Below are 19,235 nucleotides of genomic sequence, written 5' to 3' on the forward strand. Positions count from 1 at the left end.
TCTTCCCCCATGTCACCCGCATGGACGCGCACGCTACCGGGGAATCGGGGGGGTTGGAACGTTTTTGTCACGATCGTTAGTCGGGGGACATGGTCACGTTCGGCGGCGAACGGGACTTTTCCGGCCCGGCGCAACCGCGGCGGCCATCCGGCCGGTTTAGTGGTCTAGACCTTGACTCCCGGATTGGTCTGATCCAATCCTGAAGGCGTTCCCCCGTGCACCGCCGCGGCACGGTTCCCCGCCGGCTCTGGAGCGCTAGATGCGACGACGCAGATTCCCCGCCCGAATGTCCGTTTTCCTGGCCGCGCTGGCGGTTTCGGCCGGTTCGCTGGTCACCGCGGCCGCAACCGCGCAGGCCGCGACGCCGCTGCCCGCGCACGTGTTCGCGCCCTACTTCGAAGCCTGGACGGGGGAGAGCCCGGCCGCGCTGGCCCAGCAGTCCGGCGCCAAGCACCTCACCATGGCGTTCATCCAGGCCGCCACCAAGGGCTCCTGCACCGTCTACTGGAACGGTGACACCGGGATGCCGATCGCGAACTCGACCTTCGGCGCCGACATCGCCACGATCCGCTCCCGCGGCGGCGACGTCATCCCGTCCTTCGGGGGCTACACCGCCGACAACACCGGCACCGAGATCGCCGACAGCTGCACCAGCGTCGACTCCATCGCCGCCGCCTACGAAGCGGTGATCACCACCTACGACGTCCCGCGCCTCGACATGGACATCGAGGACAACTCCCTCACCAACACCGCCGGCATCGACCGCCGCAACAAGGCCATCAAGAAGGTCCAGGACTGGGCCGCCGCAAGCGGCCGCTCCCTGCAGATCTCCTACACCCTGCCCACGACCACCCGCGGCCTCGCCGACAGCGGACTGGCCGTGCTGCGCAACGCCGTCAGCAACGGCACCCGCGTCGACGTGGTCAACCTGATGACCTTCGACTACTACGACAACGCCGCCCACCAGATGGCCACCGACACCCAGACCGCCGCCACCGGGCTGGTCTCCCAGCTCGCCGCGCTCTACCCCGGCAAGACGCAGGCGCAGCTGTGGGCGAGCGTCGGGGTCACCGAGATGATCGGCGTCGACGACTTCGGCCCCGCCGAGACGTTCACCACCGCCGACGCCGCCACCGTCTACAACTGGGCCGTCTCGAAGGGCATCAACGAGATCTCCTTCTGGGCGCTGCAGCGCGACAACGGCAGCTGCCCCGGCGGCGCCGCCGCGGACAACTGCTCCGGCATCGCCCAGGACACCTGGTTCTTCAGCCACGCCTTCGAACCCTTCACCGGCGGCACCTCGGTGCCCGGCAACGACTTCTCCGTCACCGCGAACCCGGCCTCGGCCGCCGTCGACCCCGGCAAGTCCGCCACCGCCACCATCACCACCGCGGTGACGTCCGGCTCCGCGCAGCAGGTCGCGCTGTCGGTCACCGGCGCGCCCGCCGGCGTCACGGCGTCGGTCACCCCGGGCACGGTGACCGCGGGCGGCACCGCGACCCTGTCGGTGAGCACCACGACCGCGGCCGTCCCCGGCGTCTACCCGCTGACCGTCACCGGCGCCGCCACCTCCGGCAGCCACAGCGCCACCTTCACCCTCACCGTGAACGGCACCCCGCCCGCCGGCGGCGTCGTCAACGGCGGCTTCGAAACCGGCGCGCTGAGCCCGTGGAGCGCCGCGGGTGACGCGATCGTCGCGTCCCCGGCCCACTCGGGCACGCACGCGCTGCAGGTCGTGCCCACCGCCTCGGCCACCGGCGAAGCGGCGCAGAACGTCACCCTCGCCCCCAACCACGCCTACACGCTCAAGGCGTGGGTCCAGGGCAGCTACGCCTACGTCGGCGTCCGCGGCGGGGCCAGCGCGAGCACCTGGACCTCCAGCAGCGGCTGGACCCAGCTGTCGGTGCCCTTCACCACCGGCGCGTCGGGCGCGGTGACCGTCTACGTCCACGGCTGGTACGGCCAGAGCGCCCTCTACGCGGACGACTTCAGCATCAGCTGAGCCGTCCGGCGGTGGCCCGGTTGCGCAAAGCGGAGGTTGGCCGGGCCGCCGCGGGGCGAAAGACTCGCTTGAGGATCTTTCGCCCTCAGCCAGGAGGACCGATGCCGCACATCCCGCTCGACCCGGCCCTGCCCGGGATCTCCGCCCTGTTCGCCTACCGGCCGGAGACCGCGACGCCGCTCGGGCAGCTGGCCGAGGTGCTGCTGCGCGGTCCCAACTCCCTCAGCGTCGGCGAACGCGAGCTGATCGCCGCCGTCGTGTCCAACGGCAACGAGTGCCGCTTCTGCACCGGCAGCCACGCCGCCGCGGCCGCCGAAACCCTCGACGGCGGCCGCGCGGTGGTCGACGCCGCGTGCGGCGGGATCGACGACGCCCCGGTGTCGGCGAAGATCAAGGCGCTGCTGTGGATCGCCCTCGCCGTCCGCGAAACCGGGCGCGCGGTCACCGACGAACTCGTCGCCGCCGCCCGCGCCGAGGGCGCCACGGACGTCGAGATCCACGACACCGTGCTGATCGCGGCGTCGTTCTGCCTGTTCAACCGGTACGTCGACGGTCTCGCCACGGTCGCTCCCGACGACCAGGCCGTCTACGACCAGATCGGCAAGCGCCTCGCCGTCGACGGCTACGCCCGCCTAGGGAACTAGCACCACGCGGCCCGGGCGGGTCCACGCGCGGGCCGCGTCCTGCAGCGCGACCCGCGCGTAGTCGACGGTGAGGGCCCCGGTCAGCGCGTGCCCGACCACCGTCAGGAGCGCGTCGCGGCGCTCGTCCGCGCTGAGTTCGTTGTTCGTGTAGCCCCGCACGCGCAGCGACCGGCTGCGCAGCACGGCCGACGACAGCGGGCTCTGCTCGCCGGCGGAACTGCCGAGGTTCACCAGGCGCCCGCCCGGGCGCAGCGCGTGCAGCGCCGCGGCGGCCGGGAGCCCCCACACCGGGTCGATCACCAGGTCCGCGGGGTGTTCGCCGAGCCGCCGCGCCAGGCTGCCGACGTCGTCGCCTGCTTCGAGCCGGACCGTCGAGTCCGCGCCGAGCCGCTCGGCCCGCTCGAGCGCGGCCGCCGAGCGCGCGCACGCGACGACGTGCCCCGCGCCGGCCACCCGCGCCAGCTGGATCGCCGACTGGCCGACGACCCCGCCGGCCCCGAGCACCAGCACCGTTTCCCCCGCGGCGAGTTCCCCGGTCCCGGTCAGGCACCGCCACGCCGCGACCGCCGACAGCCCGAGCGCCGCCACCAGCGCGTGGTCGGCGCCCGGCGGCAGGACGACCACGTCGGCGGCCGCCACCGCGACGTGCTCGGCCATGCTGCCGTCCCCGGGGAGCATGCCCGCGGCGGTCGCGAACCAGACCGGCGTGCCCGCCGGGTGCGTCGGCGCCGGCCGCGTCAGCACGCCGACCCCCTGCACCCCCGGCACGTACGGCGTCGCCGGGCGGCCGAAGTAGGACGTGCCCGACGCGCAGAGCACGTCCAGCGGGGTGATCGGGGCCGCCGTGACGCTGACCGCGACCTCCGCCGGCCCCGGTTCGGGCGCCGGCCGGTCGGTCACCACCGGCGGCTCGCCCGCCACCCGGATCTCCGCGGCGCGCACCGCGGGTCACACGGGCTGGAGGACGAAGTCGTACCGCGCCTCGAGCCACGGCGCGGCGCAGTGCCCGCCCTCCGGCGTCGGCCTGGGCTCGCGGGACTCGAAGGCGACGACCAGTTCCTGCTTGGTGCCGAACACGACGTCGGTGTCGAGGTACTCGGCCCCCTCCTGGAACAGGTGCGTGATCAGCGGCTCGTAGCCGGCCGCGTTGATCAGGAAGTGCACGTGCGCGGGTCGGAAGTGGCTGATGTCGGTACCGCGGATCAGCGCGCCGACCGGGCCGTCCATCGGGATCGAGTAACCCTTCGGCGCGATCGTGCGCAGGCAGTAGGTCCCGTCGGCGCGGCTGGTGTACTTCGCGCGCAGCCGGGCTTCGTCGACGTCCGGGATCTGCGACTCGTACGCGCCTTCCTCGTCGGCCTGCCACACGTCCAGCACCGCGCCGGCGACGGGGGAGCCGTCCAGCCCCGTGACGGTGCCGGTGATGTAGAGCGGAGTGCCGGGCAGGCCGTCGGACATGTCCCCGCCGAACTCCTTCTCGGGGGAGCCGTCGATGTGGAACGGGCCGAGCACGGTGGCCGGGGTCGCCTTCGCGTCGAAGGCGTGGTTCATCTGCACCACCAGCATGCTCAGCCCGAGCACGTCGGAGGCGAGGATGAACTCCTCCCGCTTCTCGTCGCTGATCTGCCCGGTTTCGGTGAGCCACCGCATCGCGGCCATCCACTCGGTCTCGCTCAGCCGCACTTCGCGGGCAAAAGCGTGCAGGTGGCGCACCAGCGCGGCCAGCACCTGCGCCGTCCGCGGGTCGTGCGCGCTCGACCAGCGCGCCGCGGCCAGCTCGGTGATGTTGTCCTCGGTGACGAGCCGCATCGGCGTTCCTCTCAGGGTTCGGGGTCCGGCGGGACCGGCCGGTTGTTCAGGTCGACCGACAGGAAGATGTCGTTGGCGACGGGGTGGCGCAGCTCCTCGGCGAGCTGACCGATCAGCCCGGCGGTCCGGGCCAGCAGCGCGAACCCGCGCAGCAGCGGCAGCGGCAGCCCGAGGTCGGCCAGCGCCGCGCCGCAGACACCCGCGCCGTTGAGCGGCAGCGTCTTCCCGAGCACCCGGGGGTGCACCCGGCCGATCGCGGCGAACAGCTCCAGGTGCGGGCCGCGCAGGCCCTCCTCGTCGGCGATCGCGAACAGCCGGCGGGTGCGCGGGTCGCCGTCCTTGTGCACGTGGTGCCCGAGCCCCGGGACGAACTTCTTCGCCGCACGCTGCGTTTTCACCGTCTCGAGCGCGAGCGCGTCCCAGCCCGCTTCGTCGGTGGGCCGCTCGGCGCCGTCGAGGACGTCGTGCAGGAACCGGCCGCAGTCCTCGGTGACGCCGAGGAACCGCGACCCGCCGCCCAGCAGCCCGGCGGCGAGCGCGCCCTGCACGGAGTCGGGGGCGGACAGGTAGGTCAGCCGGGTGACGATCGCGGTCGGGGTGAACCCGTGGTCGGCGAGCGCGGCCAGTACCGCTTCGAAGACGCGAGTCTCCCCTGTGGACGGACGGCGTTGCGTCGCCAGCCAGAAGGCGAGTTCGCCGAAGCCGACCGACCCCATCACGTCCTCGGCGAGGTCCTGGCCGAGCAGCGTGATCTTGTCCTTCGTGGACGAACCCAGCGCGGTTTCGTAAGCCGGGTCAGGCATTTCGCTCCTCCGTCAGCCAGGCGCGCAGCTCGGCGCCGTGTTCGTCGAGTTCCGGCGGCGGCAGCCGGTAGGCGGCGGGGGTCGCGGAGAACCGGATCGGGTGGCGCGTGGTCGGGACGGCGCGGTCACCCTCGCCGACCTCGACGACCGGATCGAGCCCGAACCGCTCGGCCATCGCGAACCCGCCGTCGATGGTGTTGATCGGTCCACACGGGACACTGACCTTCGTCAGCGCCTCGAACCACTCCACCGCGCCCCGCGTTTTCAGCCGCTCGACGAGCAGCGGCCGCAGTTCCTCGCGGTTCTTCGTCCGGTCGGCGTTGCGGGCGAACCGCGGGTCGTCGGGTACCCCGGGCAGGTCCAGGACGTCGCACAGCCGGCGGAACTGCCCGTCGTTGGCCGCGGCGACGATCAGGTCGGCGTCCGCGGTGGGCAGCGGTTCGTAGGGGAAGACACTGGGGTGGGCGTTGCCCATCCGGTACGGGACCACCCCGCCGGCGGCGTAGGCGGAGCTGTGGTTGACCAGCCCGGTCAGCGCCGAGGACAGCAGGTTGACCTCGACGTGCTGCCCCTCGCCGGTCGCGTCCCGGTGGCGCAGCGCGGCGAGGATGCCGATCACCGCGTGGTTGCCCGCCATCACGTCGAACACCGAGATCCCCGCCCGGTACGGCGGGCCGTCCGGATCGCCGGTCAGGCTCATCAGCCCCGAGATCGCCTGCACCATCAGGTCGTAGCCGGGTACGTGGCGCCCTTCGCCCGAGCCGAACCCGCTGATCGAGGCGTAGACGCTGCGGGGGTTGGCTTCCCGGACGGCGGCGTAGTCCAGGCCGTACTTCGCCAGGCCACCGGGCTTGAAGTTCTCGATCAGCACGTCCGCACGGGCCGCCAGCTCGCGCGCGACGGCGGCGTCGGCTTCGTCGCGCAGATCCAGGGCGATCGACCGCTTGCCGCGGTTGACGCCGAGGTAGTAGGTGGAGACGTCCCCGCGTACGGGAGGCATCCACGTACGGGTCTCGTCGCCCTGGGGTCCTTCGACCTTGACGACGTCGGCGCCCATGTCCGCGAGCAGCATCGTGGCGTACGGGCCGGCGAGCACCCGGGAGAAGTCCGCGACCAGCAGCCCGGACAGCGGACCCTCGGGTCGTTCCACGCAACGCCTCCACATCTGTCCGTCTGACGGACTAATGTCCGCAGTCTGCTCCGGAGTGGGGACGCGGTCAAGGAGCGGGGCGGCAGCCCGCCGGCAAAGTCGCGCAGCACGGCCGATCGGCCACCCGCGATGTCATGAAAGGGTCGTTCACCTCGTCAGACGACATGAACGACCCTTTCATGACATTCCGTGGCGCCGGGCAGACCACGTGGCCAGGCACTTTGCCGGGCCCCCCGACCTTCGGGCCGGGCGGCGCGCGGTCACCGAGCGGCGGGGACCGTGACGTGCGGGACGGTGTCCAGCCGGGCGAAGTCCGCGCTGATCTCCCCGGCGGTCTGCAGCAGCAGCGGCAGGTGGCGCTCCAGCAGCTTCTCCACCGGCGTCTCGGCGGCGTGGCAGTTGACGTTCACCCCGGCGATCACCCGCCCGGACCCGTCGCGCAGCGGCGCGGCCACCGACCGGATGCCCGGGGCGAGCTGCTCGTCGGTCAGCGCCCAGCCCCGCGCGCGGACTTCGCGCAGCTCGGCGTCGCGTTCGGCGCGGTCGGGCTGCCAGCGCGGCACCAGCCCGGACCGGGTCGGCTCGGCCAGCACCGCCTCCAGCTCGTCCGGCGGCAGCGCGGCCAGCTGGACCTTGCCCAGCGACGTCGGCAGCGCCGGGAACCGGGTGCCGATCTGCACGGCGAGCGCGACGATCTTCGGGACCGCCACCCGTGCGACGTAGACGATGTCCGAGCCGTCGAGCTGGGCGATCGAGCACGACTCGTTCGTGCGCGCGACCAGGCGTTCCAGGTGCGGGCGCGCGACGTCCCACAGCCCGGTCGAACGCACGTAGGCGACGCCGAGGTCGAGCACGCGCGGGGTGAGCGCGTAGTCGCGCCCGTCGGTGCGGACGTACCCGAGCTCTTCGAGGGTGAGCAGGATCCGGCGCGCGGTCGGGCGGGCCAGGCCGGTGGCGGTGGCGACCTCGGCGAGCGTCATCGCCGGGCGGCCCGGCCGGAACGCCGTGATCACGTCGAGCCCGCGGGCCAGCGCCTCGATGAAGTCGGGACCGGTTCCCTCGCGTGGCATGCGCCACCTCCCTCTCCGATGGTCCTCACGGCAGCGTAGCGGCGGGGATTGACACCGGCTCGGTGCTGGACGAAAGTGGCGGCACCCATCTGATGTCCGTCTGGCGGACGAGTGTACGCAACTGGAGGCAGTGATGAGCGGATCGATCGTCCTGCGCGGTGGCACGGTCTTGGCCGACGCTCACCGGGTGCTGCCGGGCGAAGACGTCCTCGTCACCGGCGACCGGATCGCCGGCATCGGACCCGCGCTCGAGGTCCCGGCGGGCACCGAGGAGATCGACGCGACCGGCGGGCTGGTCATGCCGGGGATGATCGACACCCACCGGCACCTGTGGCAGACGGCCATGCGCGGCTACGGCGCCGACTGGACGCTCACGCAGTACTTCGTCTGGTACTACCTCGAATGGGGCAAGGTGTTCCGCCCCGAAGACATCTACGCGGGCAACCTGCTCGGCGCCTGGGAAGCGCTCGAAGCCGGCGTCACGACCACAGTGGACTGGTCCCACGGCCTGCAGACCACCCAGCACGCCGACGCGGCGGCCGACGCGCTCGAAGCCGTGCCCGGGCGGTTCGTGCTGGCCTACGGCAACATCCAGGACGCGCCGGCGAACTGGACCGGCACCCCGGAGTTCCGCGACTTCGTCTCCCGCCGCACCGGCGGCGACCTCGGTTTCCAGCTCGCGTTCGACGTCACCGGCGACCCGGCGTTCCCGGAGAAGCCGGCGTTCGAAGTGGCCCGCGACCTGGGCGTCCCGGTCACCACGCACGCGGGCGTGTGGGGCGCGACCGGCGACGACGGCATCCGCCTGATGCACGACAACGGGTTCATGACCCCGGAGACGATCTACGTCCACGGCGCGTCCCTGTCGGCGGACTCCTACCACCGCATCGCCGCGACCGGCGGCTCGGTGTCGGTGTCCACCGAGAGCGAGCAGAGCGCCGGCCAGGGCTACCCGCCCACCTGGGCCCTGCGCCAGTACGGCATCCCGGTGTCGCTGTCGATGGACACCTCGGTCTGGTGGAGCGGCGACCTGTTCTCCGCGATGCGCGCCACCCTCGGCGCGGACCGCTCCCGCGAGCACCTGGAAGCCCACGCGAAGGGCGAAACGGTGACGCACGCGGCCCTGCGCGCGGAGCAGGTGGTGGACTGGGCCACCCGCGGCGGCGCCCACGCACTCGGCCGCACCGATCTGGGCACCCTCGAGGTCGGCAAGAAGGCGGACGTGGTCCTGCTGAAGAACGACGACTCCCCGGCCTCGTTCCCCCTCTTGAACCCGTACGGCCACGTGGCCTTCCAAGCCCAGCGCGGCGACGTCCACACGGTCCTGGTCGACGGCCGCGTGGTGAAGCGCGACGGCCGCCTGGTGGGCGCGGACCTCCCGGCGCTCCGCCGCCGCGTGGAGGCGACGGTGGAGCACCTGCGGTCCCAGCTGGGCGAGGAAGCGTGGCGGCAGGGGATGAACCCGGACGTGCCGGAGACGAAGATCCTGGACAACCCGTACACGTACACGACCTACCAGAGCGACACCACCCACGGCGGCTGAGCCCCTTCACCCCTGCCCGGCCACCGGCTGCCGGCGGTAGCTGGTGCTCAGACCCTCCAAGGCCCGCACGTAGGCGTCGCTCCCGAGCAGCCGGAAGCCGTCGTCGTCGGCGACGTCCTCGGGGTGGCTCACCGGCCAGTCGAACGTCTTCACGTTCCACTGCGCTTCCTTGACCTCGTCGCGTTCCCGGTTGTTGTAGCGCCGTTCCGCGTGGGCGGCGGCCAGGTAGTCGTAGCGGCCCGGAACTGCCGACCGGTCGCACGGCGAGCCGCCGGTAGAAGGTGGCCCGCTGCCACCAGAATGCGCAGATCGCGGCGGCGTGCAGCAGCGCGCACCCGACCGGGAGCGACCACAGCCAGTCGGCGGCCACGAAGACGAACAGGTGGACCGGGTGCCGGGACACGACGTGCGAGGTCGTGAGGAGCAGGAGCACGCTCGCGGTCAGGGACAGCAGGAAGGTGACGGCCGAGGAGATCCGGGCGGTCAGCGTCCCTTCGAACAGGTGCGCCGATCGCGTCTCGAAGCCCAGCCACGCCGCCGCCAGCCCGGGGAACGCCAGCAGGAACGCCGCGATCTCGGTGTCGATGGCGTCCACGTTCGGCGCCTTGGCCACGGTCCACGTGACGGCCGCGAGGATGGCCAGGCAGGCGAGCGCGGCGATCCCCGCGTGGGAGTAGTGCTGTCCCCGGCGTCCCCGGACCCGCCAGCGCGGCCTGGCGCCGGCTGTGCCCTCCGCATCCACGTGGTCGGTGATCGGGGAGATGTCGAAGTCGCCGATGTAGAGGTTGGAGGCGGCGTCGATCGTCAGGTGGTAGCTCTGGCAGTAGGCGGCGTTCCGCGCGCTGACGGACAGGAAGACCGGCCGGGTGCCGAGGATGAAGTGCAGCCGGCTGCGCAGGCCGCGCCGCCCGGTCAGCTTCCCGAGTTCCAGGTCGGGGATCAGCGTGTAGTCGTACTTGACGACGTACCGCTCGCCCTGGCCGGGGATGGCCACCACGACCGCGTAGGTGAGCGACAGCTTCGCAACCAGTTCGACCGCGAGCCGGAGGAACCGGTGGTCCCCGCGCTCCGGAAGCTCGAGTTCCCCGAGACGCTCCAGCACGCGCCGCCGGTGGTCCAGGTGGTCCTCCTGGCGGGCCTGGAACTCCTGGTCCGTCTCGTCCGGTCCCTGCTCGGGCAGCCCGAACCGGACGATCTCCGCGAGCGCGTCCCGTTCGGTCCGCAGGCACTCGCCGGTCAGCTCGGCGCCCGCGAACGCGGCCCGCAGCAGTGCGCGGAGCGTCTTGGCCACGAGGAGGCGGTACTCGAGCTGCAGCAGCCGGGAGATCGGTTTGCCCGCCGCGTCGGTGACGCCGAAGTGGTCGTACTGCTCCACGGGTGGAACCTCCGGTCGAACGAGAACTCCATCGACACGGACTTGTGCAGCGTCCGGTGGTCCGGGGTGTACTCGTCGGTGGCCCGACGGCGCACGGCCGCCGGGCCAGCTGCTCGACGGCTCCCGGTTCGACGGCGCCGTTGAAGTTCCGCCTGCCCTTGGCTTCCGCGCTGGCGAGCTTCCTCGTGAAGACGTGCAGCAGGACGCATGCATAGCACAGCACCGCCAGCGCCAGAATTGCAGGGAAATCACCAGAGGTGCGCAGAAAAGGAAGCGGTGGTGCCGGTTCCGTCGCGGCGGGTTCCTCTTGTTACGGTCTTTTGTCTCGGCCCGATTTCATTGTCGCGACAGCCGGAGGTGCGGTGCAGGTCTTCATCCAGCCGTCCTACGGCACCCCGGAAGCCCGTCGCTACGGCGCGGCCACGCTCGATCGGCCGGTGCCGTTCGCGGGAGCGGCACCGGCCGACGTCGAGCGGCTGACGGCGTTGCACCCGGATGGCCGCGCGCGGTTCTGGGGGGCCACGGAGAAGCACGACAAGCGGATGGCCACCGTGCGCACCGGCGACGTCGTCCTGCTCACCGGCGGCAAGCACGTGCGGGCGGCCGCGGAGGTCGGTCACAGCTTCCGCGACCCCGCGTTCGCCCGCAGCCTGTGGCGGCCGGCGCCGGGGAAGTGCGTGTGGAGCAACGTCTACAGCCTGCGGAGCTACCGGGTGCTGGACGTGTCCTACGAAGCGATCTGGGCACTGCCCGGCTTCACCGCCGGCGACAACTTCATGGGGCTGCGGTTCCTCGATCCCGTGAAGTCGGCCGCCGTGCTGGCCCTGCTGGGCTGATTTACCACATGCCCGGCCGGAACGGCCGCAGCCGGACGTCAGCGTGTCGGGTACGGTCGATGGGTCGGGTCGCCCGATAGGGCACAAGTCTTCCGATCCCGCGCGGCGCGGCATCGCCAGGCGCGTTTCAAGACCATGGATGAACCCGAAAACCGGCAGCGCGGCTGGGAACCAGAAGATTTCGCGCGAGCCTTCGAGAAGCACTGGGCCAAGATGGTTCGAGCGGCCGGCAACGCTTCGGCCGACAAGTGGGCCGCGGAGGACGCGGCCGCCGCGGCTTTCGCCTACCTCTTCGAGAAGCGAAAGGAGATCACGCCGCAGGACCGGACCGGCTGGTGGTGCGTGGCGACGAAGTACAAGCTCCTGGACAGCTGGCGGAAACCGCACGCGCGCCGCGAAGTTCCGGGCGACGTAGTGCCCGAGCCAGGAGTCTGCGCCATCCGGGCGTCGGAAATCCGGTCCGACACCCGGGAGCTCGTCGACCGGATCCTCAACCTGATGGACGAGCGGCGCCGCCGCGACGTCCCGCTGTTCCTCGAAGTGAAGCTGAAGCACCGCACCCAAGCCGACTTGGCCGAAGAACTCGGAATTCCGGTGCCGAAGCTGGAGTACCGCCGCGGGCGCGCCGGCCAAGAGCTGCGCGAAGCGACCACCGTGGCTCTGCTGACGACCGCTCCCGGCGAAGGTGCGAGCCGTTGTGAACGCCTGAGCGAGCTGTCCGAGGGTGCGACCGACTCGCCCGAGTTCCGTCGTGCCGTCCTGGCCCACCTCGACGACTGCGTGCGGTGCCGTCGCCGCGCCGCCGACCGCGAGGGCCTGCGCTCGGCGATCTTCGTGCTCGGCTCCGGCTTCGCACTGGGGACGGGACTGCTGCGCCGGCTGCTGACCGCGCCCCGGTTCACCACGGTCTCGGCGGCCGCCGGTGTGGGCGTGACCGGCGCGATGGTGGCGACGCTCCTGCTGACGCCCCCGACCACCGGCCCGGTGCCGGAACGGGCGTCACCGAACCCGGCGATCGCGACGACCGCGCGGCCGATCGCCACGACGCCACCGCTCAGCACGTCCCCGCCTCCCACGACCCGCCCCACACCCCCGTTGACCGTCACCCCGACGCCGGAGCGGCCCGTGAGCAGCCGCCAGGACAGCGCTCCGACCGCGACCGGTTCGTCGGTGCAGTACCGAACCATCTACGCGTCCGACAGCGGCACGTGCGGGACCAAACCGACGTCGTCGGCCGTGCGGGTCTCCGTCCAGCCGGGCGCCGAAACGGCGAAGCTGCTGCTCACGTTCCCCCTCGGAGGCACCACGCTGCCGATGTGGGACACCGGCGGCGGAACCGAGTGGGCCGGCCAGGTCGGGCCGAGCTACGACGAGGAGGACACCCCCGTGACCCTCCACGTCGCGGTCGAGCTCTCCGGCACCGGGGGCCGAACGCGGAAGGACCTGGGAACCATCGACGTCCACCCGTGCCGGCGAGGTGGCTGACCCGTGATCGCGACGACCGCGGACCGTGTGATCGCCGCCGGCGATCCCCTGGCCGCCTTCTGGCTGACCCGTCCCGGCGTGAAGCGGGTGCTCGGCGTCGTGCCGCACGTCCAAGCGGGCGAACGAGTGCAGGACGTCCTGCCCGCGCTGGAGAGCGACATGCGGATCCAGGTGATGCTCTCGACCCCGGACACCGGGTACCGCTGGGCGGGCATCGACGACTACGTCCGCCGGCTCGACGGGCTGGTCATCCCCTGGCGGCAAGCGGTGAGCACGCGGTTCGACCTGGTGCTGGCCGCGTGCGACTGGGGTGTGTCCGAACTGGACGGTCCGGTCCTGGCGATGCCGCACGGCGCGAGCAGCTCCGGCTCCAGGATCGGGCCGGACGGCGACGCCCGGCGGCACAACCTGAGCCGCGACCGCCTCACCCGCGGTGGTGAGGTGGTTCCCGCTGCCTTGGCGCTGGCGACGGACGACGACGAGCTCGTGCTGGCGCGAGACTGCCCCGAGGCGCTGTCGACGGCAGTCGTCGCGGGAGATCCCTCGTTCGACCGCGTGCTGGCCGGCCTGCCCTACCGGGAGGTGTACCGCCGGGCGCTCGGCGCGGCACCGGGGCAGCGGGTCGTGGTGGCCACGTCGACGTGGTCGAGGCACTCGCTCTTCGGCACCGATCCGTCGATCTTCCTGCGGCTGGTCGAGGAACTCCCGCGATCGGAGTACCTGGTGGTGGCGGTCTTGCACCCGTTCATCTGGCACGGCCACAGCCGCCGCCAGATCCGGGCTTGGCTGGCCCCGGCCCGCGAGCGGGGGCTCGTCGTGCTGCCGCCGGAGGAGAGCTGGCGGGCGGCGCTCGTCGCCGCCGATCGCGTGGTGGGAGACCTGGGGTCGGTCTTCCTCTACGCCCTCGCTCTCGGGGTACCGGCACTCATGGACCCCGCCGGTCTGGCCGGCGCGCGGCCGGGAAGTCCTGCTCGGCTGGCGGCGCGGATCGCGGCGCCGCTGCGCCGGGACCGGCCGCTGGCACCGCAGGTCGGCCGGGCGCGGCCGCCTTCGGACGACGATCGTGCGGCGGCGCTCCGCACGATCACCACCCGGCCGGGGCAGGCGCTGGGCATCCTGCGTGACACCTGCTACGGGCTGCTGGGACTCGACCAGCCGGTCCACGGGGTCCCGGTGTCTCCGGCCCAGCTGCCGAAACCGATCGACTGGAACGGGTGCTCACTCCCTCCGCGCCGAGCGGAGCCGCGCTCGGATCCGCTCGGCGCGGGGGTCGTCCATGGCGGTGCAGGCGGCGAGAGCTTCGGTCCAGTGCCGCCGCGCACCTTCGTGGTCCCCAGCGCTCACGAGGACTTCGGCGAGCTTCTCCAGTACGGGGACGCGCAGCGAAGCGGCCTCCGAAGCAGGCAGTGACCGCAATCCGCGCTCCAGTTCGGTGATCGCTTCGGCGAGCGCGCCGCGAGCGGCGTGGACCGCGCCCAGCCCGGCGATGGCCTGCGCCTGACAGTGCCCGTCCCCGATCGACGCCGCCAGCCGGGCCGCCCGCCCGAAGTGCTCGGCGGCGGCGTCGAGCTCGTCCTGTCCGGCGAGTGCGTGGCCGAGGTAGCACAGGAGAAGCGCGGTCCCGCGGTGACGTTCGTGGGCTTCGTTGAGCCGCAGGGCAAGGCGGTAGTGCTCGACCGCTTCCGGGAGCCGGCCGCACGCGTGCGTGACGGCGCCCAGCCCTTCCAGCGCGGTGGCCTCGCCCGCCCAGTCGCCGGCCGAGCGGGCGACGGCCAGCGCCCGCCGGTACGGCTCGAGACCCGCCTCCGGTTCGCCGACGCGCAGGTGCACGGCGGCGGCCTGGTTCAGCATCCGCACCTCGGCACCGCGGTCCCCGGACGTCGTGGCGGCGTCGACCGCGAGGCTGCCGGCGTCGATCCACTCGGCATAGTGGCCGCGGTAGAGGAACACGCCCCAGAGCGCGTCGTACAGCTCGCACACGAGCTCGTGCCAGCCGAGGCCGTGCGCGGTCCGCAGGCAGGTGATCAGGTTCGGCAGCTCGGCTTCGAGCCAGTCCAGGGCCGCCGCGCGCGTGCCGAACTCCGTCGTGGCGCGGGTGTGGTGCGGGCGCAGTGGTGTCGCCGCGCGGCCGGCGGAGGCAGCACGGTCGCGGTACCACGACACCGCCGCCCGTATCGCCCGCTGTCGTTCGGGCGCCGGGTCGTGCTGTTCGGCGAGGCGCCGGGCGTGCAGGCGAACCAGGTCGTGGCAGCGGTAGCGGTCGTACGCGGTGTCGGCGATCATGCTCGCGTCGACCAGCACGGCGAGGAACCGCTCCGCTTCGGCCTCCGACGTACCGATCAGGGCGGCCGCGACGCCCGGGCCGAAGTCGTCGCCGGGGTACACCCCGAGCAGCCGGTAGAGGCGAGCCGCGTCGGGCGGAAGCCCCCGGTAGGACGCGTCGAAGCACATCTCGACCGCCAGGGCGCCGCCCTCGGCGACGAAGGTCCGCAACCGCCGTCGTTCGTCGGCGAGTTCGTCCGCCAGCCTGGACAGCGGCCAGCGCGGCCGGACCGCCAGCCGCGCGGCGGCGACGTGCAACGCGATCGGCATCCCGCCGCACAGCTCGGCCACCGCCCGCGCCGGCTCCGGCTCGGCGGCGACCCGGTCCCGCCCGAGCGCGCGGCTCAGCAGTTCCACGGAACCGTCCGGTGGCAGCACATCGACGAACACCGTGACACCGCCGTGGGCCACGAGCCCGCTCAGCCGGTGGCGGCTGGTCACCACCACCACGCTCCGCGGAGACGCCGGGAGCAGCGCCGACACCTGATCGGTGGACGCGGCGTCGTCCAGCAGAACCGCGATCGACCGGCCGGCGGTGAGGGAGCGGTACAACGCCGCTCGCTGCGACGCCCCGGGTGGGACGTCCGAGGGCGGCACGCCGAGCCCGTGCAGGAGATCGCCGAGGACTTCGCCCGGCCCGTGCGCCGACAACCGCGCGTACAGCTGCCCGCCGGGGAAGCGGTCACCGGCGTGGTACAGCCAGTGCAGGGCGAGCGCGGTCTTGCCGACGCCGCCCAGCCCGGTCAAGATCGCGACGGGTGGCCGGTCCAGCTGGGGTCGGGCAGCCAGGGCCTCGGTCAGTGCCCGCAACTCGCGCTCGCGCCCGGTGAAGTGCGCGGGCGCCGCGGGGAGCTGACGGGGCACGAGCTCGCGGTGGGAGCCGTGGAAGTGGACGTCGCCGTGCACGACGCCGGCCTGCACGACCGAGGAGCCGACGACGTGCGACGCCCGGTTCGCCGCGCGGCGGCTCGGATCCACGGCCCACCTCCGCCTCCGAGGCTAGTGCCGCGTTGCCGGCGCCAGCCGCGGTTTCAGCCGGTCAGACCACCGCTGACCGGCTGAAACCGTTCGGTGCGTCAGCCCTGGTTCGCCCACCACTGCCGGCCGGCTTCCGGCAGTGTCGAGATCGGGTCGTAGTACGGGTACCGGCGCTGCAACGCCTCCGGGTCGTCCAGCTCGATCCCGGTCCGGTAGTTCTTCGTCCAGTACGAGATCCCCAGCTCGCGGTCGTACTCGGCCAGCTGGTGCACCCACCGCTTCCCGACATAGGGCACGTCGCACACGATGCGCGGCGTCGCGTACCCCGGCAGGTAACCCATGATCGCGTGCTGCAGCTCCTGGGCTTCCCAAACGGCAACCCGCCAGTGCTCGGCGTTCGGGATCATGTCGCACATGTAGAAGTAGTACGGCAGGATGTTCGCCTCGCCCTGCAGCGCGAAGCACAGGTCCAGCAGCTGCGCCGGGGTCGCGTTGACCCCGCGCATCAGCACGCCCTGGTTGCGCACGTCGCGGACACCCACGTTCAACGCCGTCTGCGCCGCCTCCGCCACCAGCGGGGTCACCGACTGGGCGTGGTTCACGTGCGTGTGGATCGCCAGGTTGACGCCGCGGCGCTGGGCGGTCACCGCGACGCGCTCGAGGCCTTCGACGACCTTCGGCTGGATCCAGTGCTGCGGCAGCGCCGCCAGTGCCTTGGTCGCCAGGCGGATGTCGCGGACGGTGTCGATGTCCATCAGCCGCATCAGGAACGACTCCAGCTGCGGCCACGGGACGTTGGCCACGTCGCCGCCCGAGACGACCACGTCGCGGACGCCCGGGGTCTTCTTCAGGTAGGCGATCATCGCGTCCTGGCGGTCGACCGGCTTGAGGGCCAGCTTGTGCTTCTCGACCGTCTCCGTCGAGTTGCCGACCAGGTCCATGCGGGTGCAGTGGCCGCAGTACTGCGGGCAGGTCGAGATCATCTCGGCCAGCACCTTGGTGGGGTAGCGGTGGGTCAGCCCCTCGACGACCCACATCTCGGCCTCGTGCAGCGAGTCGCGCTCGGAGTGCGGGTGGCTCGGCCAGGTGGCGTCACGATCACTGCGCACCGGGAGCATGTAGCGGCGGATCGGGTCGGCGTAGAACGCCTCGGTCACCTTCGCCGGGTCCGTGCCCGCCGTGGGCGCCATCGTGTTGAGCATCTGCGGCGGCAGCAGCATCGACATCGTCGCCATTTCGCGCTGGTCGGCGAGCAGGTCCTCGTAGAAGCGCTCCTCCAGCAGGTCGCCCATCAGCGCGCGCAGCTGCTTGGCGTTGCGGACGCAGTGCACCCGCTGCCACTGCGCGTCACGCCACTCCGCCTCGGTCACGTCGTGCCAGCCGGGGAAGCGGCGCCAGTCGGGTTCCACCAGCTCGGCGCGGGCGTACTCGTAGGGCTGGTCGAAGGCGGCGGCAGGCGTCACAGGTTCCTGGATCGCAGTCACTTGTACTCCTAGTCGTCGGGAACGCGTTAAAATATCCTGTCATATCGTTCCGGAGGAGTAAATCTTCCTGCCTGCTGGCGTGGCTTCCCCCAGGTGCAGTACGCCGCGCGAGCAGGGGGAGACTCAAGGGCGTGACGGACGAACACACGACGCTCCTGCTCGGCGGGCGCATCTACACCCCCGCCGGCCCGGACGCCACGGCCATGGCGGTCACCGGCGGCACCGTGGTCTGGGTCGGCCAGGACGCCCCGGCCCGCGCCCTGCACCCCGGAGCCGAGGTCGTCGACCTCCACGGCGCCTTCGTCGCCCCCGCGTTCGTCGACGCGCACGTCCACGCCACCGCCACCGGCCTGCACCTGACCGGCCTCGACCTCACCGGCGTCCGCGACCGCGCCGACCTGCTGACCCGCGTCCGCGCCGCCGTCACCCCGGGCCAGGTCCTGCTCGCCCACGGCTGGGACGAGTCCGCCTGGACCGACCCGCGCCTGCCCAGCCGCGCCGAACTCGACGACGCCGCCGGCGGCGCGCCCGTCTACCTCAGCCGCGTGGACGTCCACTCCGCGCTCGTGTCCACCGCGCTCGTCGAGCTGGCCCCGGCCGCCCGCGCCGCCGACGGCTGGTCGCCCGACGGCCCGCTGACCCGCGCCGCCCACCACGCCGTCCGCGCGGCCGTGCGCGCCGCCATCACCCCCGAGCAGCGCGAACGCGCCCAGCGGGCCTTCCTCGCCGAGGCCGCCCGGCAGGGCATCGTGAGCGTCCACGAGTGCGCCGGTCCCGACATCTCCGGCCGCGACGACCTCGCCGCCCTCCTCGCCCTCGCCGGCCCCGGCACCCCCGAAGTGGTCGGCTACTGGGGCGAACCCGGCGCCGTCGAAACCGCCAAGGCACTCGGCGCCCGCGGCCTGGCCGGGGACCTGTTCGTCGACGGCGCCCTCGGCTCCCACACCGCCGCGCTGAGCGCCCCCTACGCCGACCACGACGGCTCCGGCACGCTGTACCTCGACGCCCACCGCATCGGCGAACACCTGGCCGCCTGCACCGAAGCCGGGCTGCAGGCCGGCTTCCACGTCATCGGCGACGCCGCCGTCGCCGAAGTCGTCGAAGGCTTCCGGCTCGCCGAAAAGGAGGTCGGGCAGCGCGCGCTCGCCGCCCGCCACCACCGCCTCGAGCACGTCGAAATGGTCACCGCCGAGCAGGCGAAGCTGCTCGCCGGCTGGGGCGCCGTCGCCTCGGTGCAGCCGCTGTTCGACGCGCTGTGGGGCGGCCCGGAAGGCATGTACGCCGAACGACTCGGTGCCGAGCGCGCCGCCGGGCTCAACCCCTTCTCGGCGCTGGCCGCCGAGGGCGTCCTGCTGGCCTTCGGCTCCGACGCGCCGGTGACCCCGCTCGACCCGTGGGGGAGCGTCCGCGCGGGCGCCTACCACCGGACGCCGGGCGCGGGCCTGTCGCCGCGGGCGGCGTTCACCGCCCACACCCGCGCCGGGCACCGCGCGGCGGGCGTCAACGACGGCGTCACCGGCAGCCTCGTCCCGGGCGCGCCGGCGCACTACGCGATCTGGGACGCCACCGACCTCGTCGTGGCCACCCCCGACACCCGCGTGCAGCGCTGGTCCACCGACCCGCGCGCCGGGGTGCCGCCACTGCCGCGGCTCGAACCGGACGCCGCGCTGCCGGCCTGCCTGCGGACGGTCCGCGCGGGTGCAGTCCTCCACGACGCCATCACCTAGAGTTGTC

The 19,235-nt window shown here is 72.7% G+C and carries 16 protein-coding genes; 8 read left to right on the forward strand and 8 right to left on the reverse strand.

Annotated elements, in window-relative coordinates; all coding sequences use genetic code 11:
* Nucleotides 1-286: 286 nt before the first annotated feature.
* The gene (locus EIY87_RS46150; protein WP_125316443.1) at nucleotides 287-2,002 is read left to right on the forward strand and encodes a glycosyl hydrolase family 18 protein; all 1,716 of its coding nucleotides are present in this window, start codon (nucleotides 287-289) and stop codon (nucleotides 2,000-2,002) included.
* Nucleotides 2,003-2,103: 101 nt separating this feature from the next.
* Nucleotides 2,104-2,646, forward strand: a complete 543-nt coding sequence (locus EIY87_RS46155) for a carboxymuconolactone decarboxylase family protein (protein ID WP_125316444.1) — start codon at nucleotides 2,104-2,106, stop codon at nucleotides 2,644-2,646.
* On the opposite strand, the gene EIY87_RS46160 is transcribed toward EIY87_RS46155, so the two are convergent.
* The 5 genes from EIY87_RS46160 to EIY87_RS46180 form a co-directional block, all read right to left on the reverse strand.
* A complete protein-coding gene (locus EIY87_RS46160) occupies nucleotides 2,635-3,588 on the reverse strand; it encodes a quinone oxidoreductase family protein (RefSeq protein WP_191984530.1) in 954 nt (317 codons plus the stop codon). The genes EIY87_RS46155 and EIY87_RS46160 overlap by 12 nt on opposite strands.
* A 6-nt stretch (nucleotides 3,589-3,594) precedes the next feature.
* On the reverse strand, nucleotides 3,595-4,455 hold the full coding sequence (locus EIY87_RS46165; protein ID WP_125316445.1) for a dioxygenase family protein: 861 nt from the start codon (nucleotides 4,453-4,455) through the stop codon (nucleotides 3,595-3,597).
* Between the two features lie 11 nt (nucleotides 4,456-4,466).
* Nucleotides 4,467-5,258, reverse strand: a complete 792-nt coding sequence (locus EIY87_RS46170; protein WP_125316446.1) for a citryl-CoA lyase — start codon at nucleotides 5,256-5,258, stop codon at nucleotides 4,467-4,469.
* Nucleotides 5,251-6,408: a CaiB/BaiF CoA transferase family protein gene (locus tag EIY87_RS46175; protein ID WP_125316447.1), complete on the reverse strand. Its 1,158-nt coding sequence runs from the start codon at nucleotides 6,406-6,408 to the stop codon at nucleotides 5,251-5,253. Before EIY87_RS46175 ends, EIY87_RS46170 begins: the two co-directional genes overlap by 8 nt.
* A gap of 260 nt (nucleotides 6,409-6,668) precedes the next feature.
* Nucleotides 6,669-7,478 carry an IclR family transcriptional regulator domain-containing protein gene (locus EIY87_RS46180; protein ID WP_125316448.1) on the reverse strand — a complete coding sequence of 270 codons (810 nt, stop codon included), beginning with the start codon at nucleotides 7,476-7,478 and terminating at the stop codon, nucleotides 6,669-6,671.
* Nucleotides 7,479-7,611: 133 nt separating this feature from the next.
* Between EIY87_RS46180 and EIY87_RS46185 the strand changes: the two genes are divergently transcribed.
* Nucleotides 7,612-9,021, forward strand: coding sequence for an amidohydrolase family protein (locus tag EIY87_RS46185; RefSeq protein ID WP_125316449.1), 1,410 nt, complete (start codon nucleotides 7,612-7,614; stop codon nucleotides 9,019-9,021).
* Between the two features lie 6 nt (nucleotides 9,022-9,027).
* On the opposite strand, the gene EIY87_RS47945 is transcribed toward EIY87_RS46185, so the two are convergent.
* On the reverse strand, nucleotides 9,028-9,174 hold the full coding sequence (locus EIY87_RS47945; protein ID WP_158641465.1) for a hypothetical protein: 147 nt from the start codon (nucleotides 9,172-9,174) through the stop codon (nucleotides 9,028-9,030).
* 263 nt (nucleotides 9,175-9,437) lie between these two features.
* Here EIY87_RS47945 and EIY87_RS46190 point away from each other — a divergent pair, with 263 nt between their 5' ends.
* The 4 genes from EIY87_RS46190 to EIY87_RS46205 all read left to right on the forward strand — a co-directional run bounded on the left by EIY87_RS46190 (nucleotide 9,438) and on the right by EIY87_RS46205 (nucleotide 12,717).
* Nucleotides 9,438-9,698, forward strand: a complete 261-nt coding sequence (locus EIY87_RS46190; protein WP_125316450.1) for a hypothetical protein — start codon at nucleotides 9,438-9,440, stop codon at nucleotides 9,696-9,698.
* A 65-nt stretch (nucleotides 9,699-9,763) separates the two neighbouring features.
* The gene (locus EIY87_RS46195; RefSeq protein ID WP_125316451.1) at nucleotides 9,764-10,540 is read left to right on the forward strand and encodes a hypothetical protein; all 777 of its coding nucleotides are present in this window, start codon (nucleotides 9,764-9,766) and stop codon (nucleotides 10,538-10,540) included.
* A 218-nt stretch (nucleotides 10,541-10,758) separates the two neighbouring features.
* The gene (locus tag EIY87_RS46200) at nucleotides 10,759-11,232 is read left to right on the forward strand and encodes a hypothetical protein (protein ID WP_125316452.1); all 474 of its coding nucleotides are present in this window, start codon (nucleotides 10,759-10,761) and stop codon (nucleotides 11,230-11,232) included.
* Between the two features lie 135 nt (nucleotides 11,233-11,367).
* Nucleotides 11,368-12,717: an RNA polymerase sigma factor gene (locus EIY87_RS46205; protein WP_125316453.1), complete on the forward strand. Its 1,350-nt coding sequence runs from the start codon at nucleotides 11,368-11,370 to the stop codon at nucleotides 12,715-12,717.
* 1,218 nt (nucleotides 12,718-13,935) lie between these two features.
* On the opposite strand, the gene EIY87_RS46215 is transcribed toward EIY87_RS46205, so the two are convergent.
* A complete protein-coding gene (locus tag EIY87_RS46215) occupies nucleotides 13,936-16,017 on the reverse strand; it encodes an ATP-binding protein (protein WP_125316454.1) in 2,082 nt (693 codons plus the stop codon).
* Between the two features lie 98 nt (nucleotides 16,018-16,115).
* Nucleotides 16,116-17,501 carry a KamA family radical SAM protein gene (locus EIY87_RS46220; protein WP_191984532.1) on the reverse strand — a complete coding sequence of 462 codons (1,386 nt, stop codon included), beginning with the start codon at nucleotides 17,499-17,501 and terminating at the stop codon, nucleotides 16,116-16,118.
* Nucleotides 17,502-17,632: 131 nt separating this feature from the next.
* Between EIY87_RS46220 and EIY87_RS46225 the strand changes: the two genes are divergently transcribed.
* On the forward strand, nucleotides 17,633-19,228 hold the full coding sequence (locus EIY87_RS46225; RefSeq protein ID WP_125316455.1) for an amidohydrolase: 1,596 nt from the start codon (nucleotides 17,633-17,635) through the stop codon (nucleotides 19,226-19,228).
* The last annotated feature ends 7 nt before the right edge of the window (nucleotides 19,229-19,235 follow it).

Source organism: Amycolatopsis eburnea (assembly GCF_003937945.1).
GTDB classification, from domain to species: Bacteria; Actinomycetota; Actinomycetes; order Mycobacteriales; family Pseudonocardiaceae; genus Amycolatopsis; species Amycolatopsis eburnea.

Coding starts and splice junctions, on each gene's coding strand:
- EIY87_RS46205 (WP_125316453.1), top strand. CDS start 11,368: ATGGATGAACCCGAAAACCGGCAGCGCGGCTGGGAACCAGAAGATTTC.
- EIY87_RS46185 (WP_125316449.1), top strand. CDS start 7,612: ATGAGCGGATCGATCGTCCTGCGCGGTGGCACGGTCTTGGCCGACGCT.
- EIY87_RS46165 (WP_125316445.1), bottom strand. CDS start 4,455: ATGCGGCTCGTCACCGAGGACAACATCACCGAGCTGGCCGCGGCGCGC.
- EIY87_RS46170 (WP_125316446.1), bottom strand. CDS start 5,258: ATGCCTGACCCGGCTTACGAAACCGCGCTGGGTTCGTCCACGAAGGAC.
- EIY87_RS46150 (WP_125316443.1), top strand. CDS start 287: ATGTCCGTTTTCCTGGCCGCGCTGGCGGTTTCGGCCGGTTCGCTGGTC.
- EIY87_RS46155 (WP_125316444.1), top strand. CDS start 2,104: ATGCCGCACATCCCGCTCGACCCGGCCCTGCCCGGGATCTCCGCCCTG.
- EIY87_RS46180 (WP_125316448.1), bottom strand. CDS start 7,478: ATGCCACGCGAGGGAACCGGTCCCGACTTCATCGAGGCGCTGGCCCGC.